14 protein-coding genes are annotated in these 13,657 nt (G+C 63.3%); 10 read left to right on the top strand and 4 right to left on the bottom strand.

The window, feature by feature from the left end; all coding sequences use genetic code 11:
- Positions 1–90 precede the first annotated feature (90 nt).
- Both PSH91_RS13730 and PSH91_RS13725 read left to right on the top strand, forming a co-directional pair.
- Positions 91–1,281, top strand: a complete 1,191-nt coding sequence (locus PSH91_RS13730; protein WP_107322425.1) for an NnrS family protein — start codon at positions 91–93, stop codon at positions 1,279–1,281.
- A 13-nt stretch (positions 1,282–1,294) separates the two neighbouring features.
- A complete protein-coding gene (locus PSH91_RS13725) occupies positions 1,295–1,735 on the top strand; it encodes a hypothetical protein (protein WP_107322426.1) in 441 nt (146 codons plus the stop codon).
- Positions 1,736–1,874: 139 nt separating this feature from the next.
- On the opposite strand, the gene ytfE is transcribed toward PSH91_RS13725, so the two are convergent.
- Entirely contained in the window at positions 1,875–2,549 is a 675-nt protein-coding gene (gene ytfE, locus PSH91_RS13720) for an iron-sulfur cluster repair protein YtfE (RefSeq protein ID WP_047225844.1), read from the bottom strand.
- A 159-nt stretch (positions 2,550–2,708) separates the two neighbouring features.
- On the opposite strand from ytfE, the gene norR reads away from it, so the two are divergent.
- The 8 genes from norR to PSH91_RS13680 all read left to right on the top strand — a co-directional run bounded on the left by norR (position 2,709) and on the right by PSH91_RS13680 (position 9,805).
- Complete coding sequence (gene norR, locus PSH91_RS13715) at positions 2,709–4,241, top strand: nitric oxide reductase transcriptional regulator NorR (protein ID WP_305465902.1); 1,533 nt, start codon at positions 2,709–2,711, stop codon at positions 4,239–4,241.
- A 198-nt stretch (positions 4,242–4,439) separates the two neighbouring features.
- A complete protein-coding gene (gene pdxH, locus PSH91_RS13710; RefSeq protein WP_305465900.1) occupies positions 4,440–5,087 on the top strand; it encodes a pyridoxamine 5'-phosphate oxidase in 648 nt (215 codons plus the stop codon).
- Between the two features lie 88 nt (positions 5,088–5,175).
- Complete coding sequence (gene moaB, locus PSH91_RS13705) at positions 5,176–5,730, top strand: molybdenum cofactor biosynthesis protein B (protein WP_305465899.1); 555 nt, start codon at positions 5,176–5,178, stop codon at positions 5,728–5,730.
- Positions 5,727–6,974 (top strand): gephyrin-like molybdotransferase Glp, encoded by a 1,248-nt coding sequence (gene glp, locus PSH91_RS13700; protein ID WP_305465897.1) that lies wholly within the window; start codon positions 5,727–5,729, stop codon positions 6,972–6,974. The genes moaB and glp overlap by 4 nt, the downstream gene beginning before the upstream one ends.
- Positions 6,975–7,055: 81 nt before the next feature.
- Positions 7,056–8,051 carry a peptidase U32 family protein gene (locus PSH91_RS13695; protein ID WP_047225848.1) on the top strand — a complete coding sequence of 332 codons (996 nt, stop codon included), beginning with the start codon at positions 7,056–7,058 and terminating at the stop codon, positions 8,049–8,051.
- Between the two features lie 10 nt (positions 8,052–8,061).
- A complete protein-coding gene (locus PSH91_RS13690; protein WP_305465895.1) occupies positions 8,062–8,952 on the top strand; it encodes a U32 family peptidase in 891 nt (296 codons plus the stop codon).
- Positions 8,946–9,416, top strand: a complete 471-nt coding sequence (locus PSH91_RS13685) for an SCP2 domain-containing protein (protein WP_047225850.1) — start codon at positions 8,946–8,948, stop codon at positions 9,414–9,416. Before PSH91_RS13690 ends, PSH91_RS13685 begins: the two co-directional genes overlap by 7 nt.
- Positions 9,416–9,805, top strand: a complete 390-nt coding sequence (locus PSH91_RS13680; RefSeq protein ID WP_076384509.1) for a putative zinc-binding protein — start codon at positions 9,416–9,418, stop codon at positions 9,803–9,805. Before PSH91_RS13685 ends, PSH91_RS13680 begins: the two co-directional genes overlap by 1 nt.
- Before the next feature lie 137 nt (positions 9,806–9,942).
- Here the strand turns inward: PSH91_RS13680 and PSH91_RS13675 are convergent, their stop codons facing one another.
- The 3 genes from PSH91_RS13675 to PSH91_RS13665 form a co-directional block, all read right to left on the bottom strand.
- Positions 9,943–10,620 carry a Crp/Fnr family transcriptional regulator gene (locus PSH91_RS13675; protein WP_047225852.1) on the bottom strand — a complete coding sequence of 226 codons (678 nt, stop codon included), beginning with the start codon at positions 10,618–10,620 and terminating at the stop codon, positions 9,943–9,945.
- A 488-nt stretch (positions 10,621–11,108) separates the two neighbouring features.
- Positions 11,109–11,756 (bottom strand): two-component system response regulator NarL, encoded by a 648-nt coding sequence (gene narL, locus PSH91_RS13670; RefSeq protein ID WP_047229176.1) that lies wholly within the window; start codon positions 11,754–11,756, stop codon positions 11,109–11,111.
- A complete protein-coding gene (locus PSH91_RS13665) occupies positions 11,753–13,552 on the bottom strand; it encodes a HAMP domain-containing protein (RefSeq protein ID WP_076384511.1) in 1,800 nt (599 codons plus the stop codon). The genes narL and PSH91_RS13665 overlap by 4 nt, the downstream gene beginning before the upstream one ends.
- Between the last annotated feature and the right edge of the window lie 105 nt (positions 13,553–13,657).

The raw sequence follows: 13,657 nt of genomic DNA, 5'->3' as shown, positions 1-13,657 counted from the left end.
GGCCCGCCGGTGCCGATAGCTGATCATTCGAACCCTGATTGTTGACCCCTCACCGCTGGCCCGTCCCGCGCTGAGGTAAAGGAGTGGTGTATGCAAGTGCTTGACCGTCGCAAGGCCATGGCCATCCTGCCGTTGTGGCGGCTGGCGTTTCGGCCGTTCTTCCTGGCCGGGTGTGTGCTTGCATTGTTGGCCATACCGTTGTGGCTGGCGGCGTTTACTGGAAGGCTGTCGGCCTGGCAACCGGCCGGCGGCTGGTTGGCCTGGCACCGTCATGAACTGCTGTTCGGCTTCGGCCTGGCAATCATCGCCGGGTTCTTGTTGACGGCGGTGCAGACCTGGACAGGTACTCCGGGGCTCAGTGGCAAACGTCTGACGGCGCTGGCGCTGTTATGGCTGGGCGCGCGACTGGCCTGGCTGGCAGATGCGCCCTGGCCATTGCTGACGGTGCTGGAGCTGGGTTTCGCCCTGGCGGTTGCGGCGTTGATGGGCATTACGTTGTGGCGCGTACGGCAGAAGCGCAATTACCCGATTGTGCTGGTCTTGCTGCTGTTGGCCGCCGCTGATGGGTTATCCGTGTACGGTCTGGTGCAACATGACGAGGGCTTGCAGCGCCAAAGCGTGCTCACGGGCCTGTGGCTGGTAGCGGCGATGATGGGCCTGATCGGCGGGCGGGTGATTCCTTTCTTTACCCAGCGCGGTCTGGGCCGGGTAGAGGGCGTTGCCCCCTGGCAGTGGCTCGATCGTCTGTTACTGGCGGGGTCGGCACTGGTGGCGCTGCTGTATGCCTTCGGCCCGGCGCTGTCGACCAGCCTCTGGGTCGGCCTGTTGTTCGCCGCGCTGGCGGTGGGGCACGGGGTGCGACTGGTGCGTTGGCATGATCGGGATTTGTGGCGAGTGCCGCTGCTGTGGTCGCTGCACCTGGCCTACGCCTGGCTGGCGCTGGCTTGCCTGGGCATGGCGCTGTGGCATTTCGGCGTCGCGCTGAACCCGAGCCTGGCGGTGCACAGCTTGTCCATCGGCGCCATGGCCGGGTTGATCCTGGCGATGATCGCCCGCGTCAGTCTGGGCCATACCGGGCGAGCCCTGGAACCACCTGCCGGCATGACCCTGGCGTTCGTCCTGCTGAACCTGGCATGCCTGAGCCGAGTGCTGTTGGTGCTGCTGTTCCCGTTGGCCGCGCTGTGGCTGGCGGGGCTGTGCTGGACCCTGGCATTCGGACTCTACGCCTGGCGTTATGGGCCGATGCTGTTGCAGGCCCGCGTGGATGGGCATCCAGGATGAGCCGAGGGGATCGATGATGTATGGGGTTTTGCTAGTCATTCATCTATTGGCGGCTATCGCTTTTATCGGCACGTTGTTTTTCGAGGTTTTTATCTGGCATGCCGCCCGCAGGCCTTTGGCCCAAGGCGTCAAGGACGCCGCCGACCCTGCGATCGCCAAGCGTTCGCGGCAGGTGTTGCACGGGGTGGTGCTGGTGCTTTACAGCGCCGGCATCGCGCTGGCCTGGCAGCATCGCGGTGCATTGAGCCAACCGTTGAGCAACAGCTTCGGCCTGTTGCTGAGCCTGAAGATCCTCCTGGCCTTGAGCATCATCGGCCATTATTTGTGGCTGGCGTACTGGCTCAAGAGCGGGCGGCTGACCCCGGACCGCGCCTGCTGGCTGCGTCGCAGTATCCTGGGACACATGGTGCTGATTGTGGTGTTGGCCAAGGCGATGTTCTATTGGCAGTTTTGAGCAGGAATGAGAGCCACAAACGGCTGTGGGAGCAAAGCTTGCTCGCGATGGCGCAATGTCAGTCGGTATCAATGTTGACTGATCCAGCGCTATCGCGAGCAAGCTTTGCTCCCACAGGGGTAATGGCAATGTTTGAGAGTCAGCGAACGGGTTTCATCGCATTGACGAACAACACATTGTTTTCCAGATGGATGTGCTGCATCAGGTCATCACGAAACTCCACCAGCCCGCGATACAGGGCGCGCCAGGTGTTGCAGGCATCGGAGGGCGGGGTGATCTGGTCGGTCAGGGCAAGCATGGTTTCCAGCGCTTCACCGTGCTGGTCGTGTTCGTAGCGCAGTACCTGGATGGGGGCCGAGGCCCGATCACCCAGGCCCTGTTGCAGCATCGGGAACAGCACCTGCTCCTCCTTGAGCATGTGGCCTTCGAGTTCCTGATACATGTCCTGCAAGTGATCGGCCAGGCCGACGGGGCAACTGGCCCGGGCGCCATGGACCATCTCGACGCGGCGGGCCAGACGGATCAATTCCGGCAGCTGTTCGCGGTGACGGGCGTGGTAGCGTTCCAGGATGTGGGCGATCAACAGCGCCTGGGGTTCGTCGCGCCAGTCATGGCCCAGTTCCCCAGCGGCCTGCAGGGTGCGCAGGGCATCGGCGATCAGCAGTGGGTTCAGGCCCTTGCCCAGCGCTGCTTCGCGCAAGGATTTTTGCCCGCCACAACAGAAGTCGAGGTTGTAGTGATGGAAGGTACGGGTGGCACCGGGAATGTCGCAGGCCAATTGGCCGAGGCTTTGTTCCAGCAGATCGAGGCTCATCATGTTTCCTTGGGTTGAATCCCGGGAGGGACAGATGAGCGAACTTTGCAGCCGACGTGCCAGAATTAACTGTCTGAAAATTAACGGATAAATATTTACCAGGGTGATTCTCACCCTGGCTGCAAGGGGTCAAACGAACCCTGGAGGGTAATCACTACCATGCTGCGTGAAAGCCTGGCCGCCGACCTGATCGTCGAGTTGCCCAATGCCGTTCGATTGCAACGCCTGGTACAGACCCTGCGCGAATACTTCAACAGTGGCGCCGTAGGCTTGTTGCGCCTGGACGATGACAGCCTCAGGCCCGTCGCCACTGTAGGCCTGGTGCATGAAGCGCTCGGCCGTCGGTTCGTGATCGCCCAGCATCCGCGTCTGGCGGCGATCATGGCGTCGCGCGAACCTACCTGGTTCGAGCCCGACAGCCGCTTGCCCGACCCTTATGACGGCTTGCTCGATAACCACGTCGGCGAACCGCTGCCGGTGCACGACTGCATGGGCGTGAGCCTGTACGTGGAAGGGCGGCTCTGGGGTGCGATCACCCTGGATGCCTTGCACGCCGGCACCTTCGACAGCCGCGCAAGGGAAGAACTCAAACGGTGCACCTTGCAGATCGAAGCGGCGGTGCGGGTGACCCGGCTCGAGCAGGAAAACCGCAGCCTGCGCGCCTCGCGCAGTGATCTGCCGGATGTCCGTCGGCCGGCCGAGGAGGGCGAGATCCTTGGGCGCAGCGAGGTGCTGGATCAACTGCTCAACGAGCTGGACGTATTGGCCGACTCCGAACTGCCGGTGCTGCTGCTGGGAGAAACCGGTGTCGGCAAGGAGTTGTTTGCGCGTCGTTTGCATCGCTTGTCCCGGCGCAGTCACAAGCCGCTGGTGCAGGTCAATTGCGCAGCCTTGCCCGAGTCCCTGGCCGAAAGCGAACTGTTCGGCCACGTCAAAGGGGCATTCTCCGGCGCTACGACTGACCGCGCGGGGCGTTTCGACGCGGCCAATGGCGGCACGCTGTTTCTCGACGAGGTGGGTGAATTGCCGTTGAGTGTGCAGGCCAAGTTGCTGCGCACCCTGCAAAACGGCGAGATCCAGCGCCTGGGTGCTGACAAGCCGCTGCACGTCGATGTGCGGATCATCGCCGCCACCAACCGCCACCTGCCGGACAGCATTCGCGATGGGCTATTTCGCGCCGACCTGTATCACCGGCTCTCGGTCTACCCGGTGCCGATCCCGCCGTTGCGCGAACGCGGTAGCGATGTGCTGATGCTCGCCGGGCATTTCCTCGAGTTGAACCGCACGCGCCTGGGCTTGCGCGGCTTGCGCCTGTCACCGGCCGCTGAACAGGCGCTGCTGGCGTACTCCTGGCCGGGCAATGTGCGGGAGCTGGAGCACGTGATCAGTCGCGCGGCGTTGAAGCAACTCAGCCGCGGGGCCAGTCGCAGCCTGATCATGACCCTGGAGCCGCAGGTGCTGGATCTGGACGTCAATGCCAGCGCAGCCTCGGCCCAGGCACTGCCGGACCAAGCCCTGGAGGCTCTGGATGCGCCCGTGCAACCCTTGAGCGAAGCCGTCGATGGTTGTCAGCGCCAGGCGATCCTCAAGGCCCTGGAGCATTGCGGGCAGAACTGGGCCGGTGCGGCGCGGCTGTTGGAGGTTGATCCGAGCAATCTGCATAAGCTGGCGCGGCGGTTGGGGCTCAAGTAGCCGGCGACCTATTAGACCGAGTCGTCTTCATCGCGAGCAGGCTCGCTCCCACAGGGAACTCCATAGGCCCAATGTGGGAGCGAGCCTGCTCGCGATGGCATCGGCACGTTCAACACAAGATCCGCCATTGACAACGATCAAGGCCTGCCCGCGCGACAGAACCCACACTGGAGCAAATCCATCGTGGAGATCATCGTCATGCCCCTTTCCCTGGCCAAAATGCGTCGTCAGTACACCCTGGACGGGTTGGATGAAGCCCAGGCACCGGACGATCCGATGGTTCTGTTCGGGTTATGGATGCAACAAGCCCGCGACACCGAAAGCCCTCCGGTGGAAGCCAACAGCATGACCCTGGCGACCGTGGACGAGCAGGGCCGGCCGCACTGTCGGGTGCTGCTGCTCAAGGGGTTCAGCGATGAAGGTTTCACATTTTTCGGCAACTACGACAGTGGCAAGGGACGGGACCTGGCGATCAATCCGTGGGCGGCCATGACGTTTTTCTGGCCGGGGCTGGAACGGCAAGTGCGGGTTGAAGGGCAGGTCCACAAGCTCGATTCCGGGCTATCGGATGCCTATTTCATTTCCCGCCCCCTGGCCAGTCGTCTTGGTGCCTGGGCCTCGCCGCAAAGCCGTGAGCTGGAGGATCGGGCCGTCCTTGAGGCGTTGCTGACGCAGACCGAACGACGGTTTATCAATCAGCCAGTGCCGCGTCCCGAACACTGGGGCGGCTACTGCCTGAGGCCTGAACGGCTGGAGTTCTGGCAAGGCCGCGCCGACCGTCTGCACGATCGCCTCGACTACCGCCTGCAAGAAGGCGCCTGGCAGCGTAGCCGACTGGCACCGTAAACGCCGAGGGAGGTACCTCTATCGGGGAATAGGCCCGGCCCCGATTGCGGTTCAGGCTGGGCCATCTTTTTTTAAAGGACGGCTGACCATGGCCCATCTGACGCAACGCCACTTTCAACCGCTGAATATTGCGGTGCTGACCATCAGCGATACCCGTAGCTCCGAAACCGATACCTCCGGGAAAACCCTCGCCGATCTGCTGCAAACCGCCGGGCATGTGCTGATCGACCGTGGGCTGGTGAAGGACGATATCTACCAGATCCGCGCCCAGGTCTCGCAGTGGATCGCCGACCCTGAAGTGCAAGTGGTGCTGATGACCGGCGGCACCGGTTTTACCCCCCGCGATAACACTCCCCAGGCGGTGCTGCCGCTGCTGGACAAGCAGGTGGACGGGTTCGGCGAACTGTTCCGGCAGGTGTCACTGGCAGAGATCGGCATGTCCAGCCTGCAATCAAGGGCATTGGCGGGTATGAGCAACGGCGTATTGGTGTGCTGCCTGCCGGGTTCGCCGGGCGCGTGTCGCACCGGTTGGGAACAGATCCTGGTCGGTCAACTGGACAACCGCACCGGCCCGTGCAACTTCACTCCCCACCTCAAGCCGCAGCCCGGCGTTGTCGTTGAGCCTTGCGGGACGCGCTCATGAGCAGCGGCGCGTGTGGCAGCGTCTGTGAGAGCGGCGCGCTGATGCCGGTGGATGAAGCCATCCGCTACCTGCTGGATCAGGCACCGCTGCCGCCTCCGGTGCAACGGGTGGCGCTGGACCAGGCCCTGGGTCGGGTGCTGGCGACAGACATCCGCAGCCCCATGAACTTGCCTGCGTGGGACAACAGCGCCATGGACGGTTATGCCCTGCGGGCCGCTGACCTGCCAGCCGGCGGAGGTTATCTGACCCTGGCCGGGCGCATTGCCGCCGGACAGGCATCCAATAATCCGCTGCAGCCCGGGCAGGCGGTACGGATTTTCACGGGCGCGCCGCTGCCGCCGGGGGCAGACACCGTGGTGCCCCAGGAAAGCTGTCAGGTAGCAGGTGAGCGGGTCTGGTTGCCACCGGTCAATGACGGCGACCATGTGCGCAAGGAAGGCGAGGAAGTGCGCCGAGGAGACCTGTTGCTTCGTGCCGGCAAGCGCTTGCGGGCCCAGGAGCTGGGGTTGCTGGCCGGTGCCGGGATTGACCGAATGGAGGTCTATCGGCCGTTGCAGGTCGGTCTGCTCAGCAGCGGCGATGAACTGCGCGAACCGGGCGAAGCATTGGCGCCGGGGCAGATCTACAACAGCAATCGCCATAGCCTCGCGGCACTGCTGCGCGGCTGGGGCATGGAGGTGCATGACTACGGCGCCATGCCCGACAAGCTGCTCGCCAGTCGCCAGGCCTTGAGCCTGGCGGCGGCCGAGTGTGATGTGCTGCTGACCTCCGGCGGCGTTTCGGTGGGCGAGGAGGATCATCTCAAACAAGCCATCGAAGCGCTGGGCAGCGTTGACCTGTGGCGCCTGGCAATCCAGCCGGGCAAACCGCTGGCCTTTGGCGAAGTGGCCGGCAAACCCTGGATCGGTTTGCCAGGTAACCCATCGGCGGCGCTGATTACCGCGTTGATCGTCGTGCGCCCGTTCCTGTTCCGGGCCCAAGGCATGGACGAAGTAATACCGGTCCCGTTGCAGTTGCCGGCCGGGTTTGACTGGCCAAAGCCCAACCGGCGGCGGCAGTACCTGCGGGCGAAACTGGTCCCCGGTGCCGATGGTTCGCTGTGTGTCGAGCTGCATCCCCAGCAAAGTTCGGCCATGTTGGCTGCCGCATGCTGGGCCGACGGTCTGGCCGTGGTCGAGTGCCAGGCGCACGTGCGCATGCTCGACAAGGTGATGTACTTGCCGTTCGCGAGCCTGATGCATTAACGGCAATTGATTGTCGTCAAGGTCGCCGCCGATGAGCTGACTAGACTGGCGGCGCTCCGAGTTTTCTCATGAGGATGCCCCATGCAACTGGTTTGCCCGGCAGGGAATCTGCCTGCCCTCAAAGCGGCGGTGCGCCAAGGCGCCGATGCCGTCTATGTCGGCTTTCGCGATGACACCAACGCCCGGCATTTCGCCGGGCTGAACATGGACGACAAACAGTTCGACGCGGCGGTCGCGCACATCCGCCAGCACCAACGCAAACTCTATGTGGCGGTCAACACCTACCCACAACCCAAGGGCTGGGAGCGTTGGCAGCGCGCGGTGGATCGCGCCGCCGATCTGGGCGTCGACGCCCTGATCGCCGCCGACCCCGGGGTGCTCGGCTACGCCAGCCAGCGCCACCCACAACTGGCCCTGCATCTTTCGGTACAAGGTTCGGCGACCCATGCCGCGGCGCTGGCTTTTTACGCCGAGCGCTACGGCATTCGGCGTGCGGTGCTGCCACGGGTGCTGTCCCTGGCCCAGGTGCGGCAGGTAGCAGCAGCGAGCCCAGTGCCGATCGAAGTCTTCGGTTTCGGCAGCCTGTGCATCATGGCCGAGGGCCGTTGTCACTTGTCCTCTTACATCACCGGTGAGTCGCCGAACCTGTGCGGCGTGTGCTCACCGGCCAAGGCAGTGCGCTGGAGCGAAGACGCCGACGGCCTGAGCGCACGCTTGAGCGAGGTGCTGATCGATCGCTACACCCCTGACGAGCCGGCCGGTTACCCGACCCTGTGCAAGGGCCGCTTCCTGGTCGGCGGCAAGCGCTTCCATGCCCTGGAAGAACCCACCAGCCTCGACACCCTGGACCTGCTGCCGGAGCTGGCGGCCATCGGCGTCGAGGCAGTGAAGATTGAGGGCCGCCAGCGCAGCCCGGCCTACGTTGAACAAGTGACCCGGGTCTGGCGCGCCGCACTGGATGCCCACCGGGCTGCGCCGCAACGATTCCGGGTGCGGGAAGAATGGCGCCAGGTGTTGGCCGGTTTGTCGGAAGGCAGCCAGACCACCCTGGGCGCTTACCATCGATCATGGCAATGAGGGAGGCCAGATGAAACTCAGCCTGGGACCGGTCCTGTTTTACTGGGACAAAGCGCAACTGGGGAATTTCTACGCCGAGATGTCGGCCTTGCCGCTGGATGTGATTTACCTGGGGGAAACCGTGTGCTCAAAGCGCCGGGCATTCTCCCTGGATCAATGGCTGGGCCTGGGGCGCGAACTGCAAGCGTGCAGCCAGGCACAGATTGTGTTGTCGAGCCTGACGCTGATCGAAGCGGCCTCGGAGCTGTCATCCTTGCGTCGGCTGTGTGACAACGGCCAATTGTTGGTGGAAGCCAATGACATGGGCGCGGTGCAGTTTCTCGCTGAACGCAAGTTGCCTTTCGTGGGCGGCCCGGCGTTGAACCTGTACAACGGCCATGCGCTGGGGCAATTGCTCGACAGCGGCATGATTCGCTGGGTGCCACCTGTGGAATGCTCGGCGGCGCTGATCGGCGATGTGCTGGAGCAGGTGCGGGAAATGGAACGCGAGGTCCCCGAGGTGGAGATTTTTGCCTACGGCCACTTGCCCCTGGCTTATTCGGCACGCTGCTTCACCGCCCGGGCCGAAAACCGGCCCAAGGACGACTGTCAGTTCTGTTGCATCAACTATCCCGACGGCCTGGCGTTGAGCAGTCAGGAGGGCCAGCAACTGTTCACCCTCAATGGCATTCAGACGATGTCCGGTGAGGTGACCAATCTGTTGGCCGATTACCCCGCGCTGATGGCCAGTGGCGCCGACGTGCTGCGTCTGAGCCCGCGCGCCCAGGGCATGGCCGAGGTGGTCAGGGCCTTCGACAACGTTCGCCAGGGCGAGGCACCACCGCTGTTTGTGGCCGGTTGCAACGGCTATTGGCACGGTCATGCCGGTATGTTGAAAGTTGAGGAGGCGGGCCTGTGCTGAGTCGAAAAAAATGGTTGCTCAAAGGCGCTGACCGGGTGCTCCCGCTGGTGGGCAAGGTGCCCTTTGTCGTACAGCGCCTGGCGTTGCAGCAGGCGCTCAACCGTTGCCTGGCCGAGCCGCTGCGCGATGGCGGGTTCGAGGTGTTGCGCGGGCGTTGGCTATGCCTGCGGGTACCGGACCTGAAGTTGTGCTGGTACCTGACGCTGTCGCGGGACGGACTGCGCATTGCCGAACAAGCCGAAGCCCAGGTCAGCATCAGCGGTAACTGGCGTGAATTTCTCTTGCTCGCCAGTCGGCAGGAAGATCCCGACACGTTGTTCTTCCGGCGACGCCTGGTGATTGAGGGCGACACCGAATTGGGGCTGGCGCTGAAGAACCTGATCGACAGCCTCGACCCGGAGGTCTTGCCGCCCTGGTTATGGCGCAATCTGGAACGGGCGGGCAAGGGATTGGCGGCGGCCTGATGAAAGCTCCAGGCTCACTGCCCCTGGTGTACTCCTGTTCCGGTTGTTCCAACGTGGCGCAACTGGCCAACACCGTCGCCCTGCGCCTGGACCGCGCCGGCCTGGCCGAGATGTCCTGCATCGTCGGGGTCGGCGGGCATGTGCCGGCACTGGTCAACAAAGCGCGCTCGGGGCGGCGGATCATCGCGCTGGACGGTTGTCCGTTGCAGTGCGTCCAGGCGTGTTTGCAGCAGCATGATCTGGAAGCGGATGTGCATGTGATTTTGAGCCAGTTGGGCTGGCGCAAGCGTTTCGGCGTCGATTGCACGCAAGAGGAGGGGGACGCGTTGTTTGAGCGGTTGATACCGATGATCGTTGAAAATGACACAGCAGATAGTGAGTCTGGCTGAGCCTGTGGCGAGGGGATTTATCCCCGCTGGACTGCGAAGCAGTCCCAATGCGCTGTGTCAGACAGTTTGAATAGGGGCCGCTTCGCGCCCCAGCGGGGATAAATCCCCTCGCCACAAGGGAATTGGGGCTGCGCGGGTTATTGCTGGTAAGCGTCCAGCTCATCTTCGGCCAGGATGCGAATGTTGCGCCGCTCCATGGCAATCAGGCCACCGTCTACCAGGCGATGGAGAATGCGCGAAAAAGTCTCTGGCTGGATTCCCAGCTTGGAGGCCACCAGGCGTTTGGACACCTGTAGCACCACCTGGCCGTCGCGCGGGTCGCGTTCCTGAAGCAGAAAGTTGATGACCCGCCGGCTGGCGCTGGCCAGGGTCAGGTTGTCGATGTCCTTGAGGCGCTGGTGCAAATGGATACTCATGCTCGCCAGGATCGCCAGGCAGACCTTCGGCTGGTCTTCCAGGGCCTTGCGGTAATGAGTGCCTTCGATACTCACCAGTACGCTGTCCTTGAGCGCCGACGCACTGACCGGGTAGCACCGGGCCTGGCTGAACAGCAGAGCCTCGGCGAAGGTCTGTCCGGGCTGGATGATTTCCACCAGGTTTTCCTGACCTTCACCGGTGACCCGGAACAGCTTGATCTGACCGCTGACCAGCAGGAAAAACCGCTTGGCCGGGTCGCCCTGGTGCATGAGCGTGCTGTTGCACTCCAGGCGTTTGAGCACGGCCAGGTTGCACACGTCTTCGAAGACCCGCTCCGGTAACTGGCTGAACAGGTGATGACGACGCAACAGTAAAACGATGGAAGGATGAGTCAGCATGGCGTACCTCCGCGTGCCGTCATGGTAGAACCCCACGCGCCCCCGGCCTATGCCTCCGCAGGCCTACCTCGGAAGAGGGAGGTGCGTCCCCGCTCAAACACAAACCCTGTGGGAGCGAGCCTGCTCGCGATAGCGGAGGGTCGGCTTGCAGGGATGTTGAACGTGCCGCCGTCATCGCGAGCAAGCTCGCTCCCACAGTTTTTCGGGCCGTGCGCAGACGCTGTATTCGCCTGAAACACCCTGTGGGAGCAAAGCTTGCTCGCGATAGCGGAGGGTCGGCTTGCAGGGATGTTGAATGCGCCGCCGTCATCGCGAGCAGGCTCGCTCCCACAGTTTTTTCGAGTCGTGCGCAGGCGCTGTATTCGCCTGAAACACCCTGTGGAAGCAAAGCTTGCTCGCGATAGCGGAGGGTCAGCTTGCAGGAATGTTGAATGTGCCGCCGTCATCGCGAGCAAGCTTTGCTCCCACAGGAGGTTTGGTTTGCCGGGCTAGCCCACTCCGCGCAGATGCTCCATGGCCCACACGGCGGCTTCGACCCGTGAGCGCAACCCCAGTTTGTGCAGCAGGTTCTTCACATGGACCTTGACCGTGCCTTCGGTGATGCCCAGCTTGTGGCCGATGACTTTGTTGCTGCAGCCGCCGGCGATGGTCTTGAGCACCTGGCGTTCGCGTTCGGTCAGTTCCACGTCGGCCTGGCGGGGAGGGGAGCGCAAGGCCTGGGCCATGACGCGGGTCAGGCCGGGGCTGATCACCAGCGCGCCGTTGAGGGCATCGCGGATGTACTGCACCAGCAACTCCGGCTCCATGTCCTTGAGCAGGTAACCGTTGGCATCCAGGCGCAGGGCATCGCGAATGTCGTCCTCGGCGTCGGATACGGTGAACAGCAATACCTTGCCGGTGTAATGCATGGCCCGCAGCCGGCGCAGGGTTTCGATGCCGTTCATTTGCGGCATGTTGTTGTCCAGCAGGACCAGGTCAGGTTTGAGCGGTTCGATCAGTGTCAGGGCTTCTTCGCCGTGGCTGGCTTCGCCGACGATGTGCAAGTCGTCTTCGAGTTCGAGCATTTGGCGGATCCCTCGACGCATCATTGGATGGTCGTCGACCAGCAGGAGGGTGTGACGCAGGGGGGCGTTCATGTTGCGAGACCTTCGCTGTGTTGGCCCAGGAATTCCGGTTGGAAATGCACCTGGATACGGGTGCCCTGGGGCGTTCGGGAGATAATTTGCAGTTGGCCGCGCAAGCTGCGGGCCCGTTCGTTCATGATGTTCAGGCCGTGGTGTTCGCGCTGGTCCACTTCGCCACTGAAGCCCCGGCCATCGTCTTCGACCGACAGTCGCACGGTTTCGCCTTCCTGGCGCAGTTCGAGCCAGGCGTTCTCTGCGTGGGCATGGCGCAGGCAGTTGGAGAGCGCCTCGCGGGTGATCTGCAGGATATGGATCTGCTCACTGGCCGACAGCTCGAAGGCCAGGGTGTCGACGAACAGATGCACCCGGAAATCGCCCCGGCGGGAGAACTCTTCAGCGGTGTCCTTGAGTTCCTGGACCAGCCCGTCGTCGTGGATCTGCAAGCGGAACGTGGTGAGCAGTTCGCGCAACTGCCGGTAGGCATTGTTCAGGCCTTCGCGCAGTTCGGCGGTGACGGTTTCCAGGGTTTGCACCGGTTCGCCGCGACGCATCAGGGTTTGCATGCGGCTGACTTGCAGCTTCATGTACGACAAGGCCTGGGCCAGGGAGTCATGCAGTTCGCGGGCGATGATCGTGCGCTCATCGAGCAACAGCAGGCGATGGTCCTGTTCGCGCTGGCGCTTGAGAGACAGCGAGGTGCCGATCAGGTTTGCCAGGGCCTGGATCAGTGCGGTTTCCCAGGGTTGCGCCGCGTGACCGTCGACAAAATGCGCCTTGAGTTCACCCAGTTCCGTGCCCTGGTTACTGATGCTGAACGTCTGCGGCCGGGCGCTGTGGTGTTTCTGGCAGGTGGCGCAATCGCTGCTGGCGCAGACCTCGCGGCTGTTGGCGCCATGCAGCGACAGCAGTTGCCGGGCGGGCGCCTGCAACTGGCCTTGCAGACACAGCGACAGGCGCAGGCCCGGCAGTCGCTGCTGGAACCGGCTGATCAGTTCATCCAGCCCTTCGGCATTGGCCTGCCGCGTGGCCAGGCTGCGGCTGCTCTGGTACAGCAGTTCCAGGGCGGCATTGGCCTGTTGCAGGTTCAGGGTCTTTTGCTGGACCTGATTCTCCAGGGTGCGATGGGATTGCTCGATGGTCTCGGCCATGGTGTTGAAGCTGGTCGCCAACTGGCCCAGTTCATCCTCGGACTGATGGTTGACCCGCACCTGGAATTCGCCACGGCGAAAGCGCTGGGTGGCGTCCACCAGTTCCTGCAAGGGCGTGACCACACCGTACTGCAATTCATACAGACCGATCAGCAGGATGATCATGGTGGTGAACAGCGCCATGCCCTGGATCGTCTGTTGCCAGGCTTGCTTGTGCTCGCTCTGGCGTTGCAACAGGGTGACGAACTGGTCCAGTTGCGCAACGAAGGAAGCGGCACTGGCCTGGAAGAACGCCGAATCGCCGCGTTCGATCGCCGGGCGCAAGGTCTGGTTCCAACGCTGCATGAGGCTCTGATAACTCTGATGCAGGGAGGTCGCCGGTCCGTCTTCCAGCACGGCGCGCAAGGACGGGCTTTCGAGACGTCGTTGCAGGCTGTCGATGATCGCCGGGACATCGTCGCTGGCCCCGGCTGCCAGTTTCCAGCTCAGGTGATAGGTCTCCATACGCACGGAACCGGCGGTGTTGATGGCGGCCGCGTCGCCCTGGCTGAACCAGGCAATCAGACCTGCGCTCAAGGAACTGGCCAGGGCGAGGATGGCGATCAGGATCACCGCCAGCCCGGCGCGAGCGGGCAGGGAACTGCGCAGCCACCGCATCATCGAGACTGGCCCTGGAGGAAATTCTGCAAACCGAACATGGGGACGCCCTGGCGTTGGGGGGGTATAGCAGCCGATCCCGGGCGCACTACCTCTAAAGAGTTGTCG

Source organism: Pseudomonas sp. FP1154 (assembly GCF_030687245.1).
Taxonomy (GTDB): Bacteria; Pseudomonadota; Gammaproteobacteria; order Pseudomonadales; family Pseudomonadaceae; genus Aquipseudomonas; species Aquipseudomonas rhizophila.
Note: the sequence above shows the minus strand (reverse complement) of the source record. Positions and strands in the feature narration are given on the sequence as shown.

Excerpts from the sequence above, each read along its gene's own strand:
- ytfE (WP_047225844.1), bottom strand. The coding sequence starts at position 2,549 with ATGAGCCTCGATCTGCTGGAACAAAGCCTCGGCCAATTGGCCTGCGAC.
- norR (WP_305465902.1), top strand. The coding sequence starts at position 2,709 with ATGCTGCGTGAAAGCCTGGCCGCCGACCTGATCGTCGAGTTGCCCAAT.
- PSH91_RS13680 (WP_076384509.1), top strand. The coding sequence starts at position 9,416 with ATGAAAGCTCCAGGCTCACTGCCCCTGGTGTACTCCTGTTCCGGTTGT.
- PSH91_RS13665 (WP_076384511.1), bottom strand. The coding sequence starts at position 13,552 with ATGATGCGGTGGCTGCGCAGTTCCCTGCCCGCTCGCGCCGGGCTGGCG.
- PSH91_RS13725 (WP_107322426.1), top strand. The coding sequence starts at position 1,295 with ATGATGTATGGGGTTTTGCTAGTCATTCATCTATTGGCGGCTATCGCT.
- narL (WP_047229176.1), bottom strand. The coding sequence starts at position 11,756 with ATGAACGCCCCCCTGCGTCACACCCTCCTGCTGGTCGACGACCATCCA.
- pdxH (WP_305465900.1), top strand. The coding sequence starts at position 4,440 with ATGCCCCTTTCCCTGGCCAAAATGCGTCGTCAGTACACCCTGGACGGG.
- PSH91_RS13695 (WP_047225848.1), top strand. The coding sequence starts at position 7,056 with ATGCAACTGGTTTGCCCGGCAGGGAATCTGCCTGCCCTCAAAGCGGCG.
- glp (WP_305465897.1), top strand. The coding sequence starts at position 5,727 with ATGAGCAGCGGCGCGTGTGGCAGCGTCTGTGAGAGCGGCGCGCTGATG.
- PSH91_RS13730 (WP_107322425.1), top strand. The coding sequence starts at position 91 with ATGCAAGTGCTTGACCGTCGCAAGGCCATGGCCATCCTGCCGTTGTGG.
- PSH91_RS13675 (WP_047225852.1), bottom strand. The coding sequence starts at position 10,620 with ATGCTGACTCATCCTTCCATCGTTTTACTGTTGCGTCGTCATCACCTG.
- moaB (WP_305465899.1), top strand. The coding sequence starts at position 5,176 with ATGGCCCATCTGACGCAACGCCACTTTCAACCGCTGAATATTGCGGTG.
- PSH91_RS13690 (WP_305465895.1), top strand. The coding sequence starts at position 8,062 with ATGAAACTCAGCCTGGGACCGGTCCTGTTTTACTGGGACAAAGCGCAA.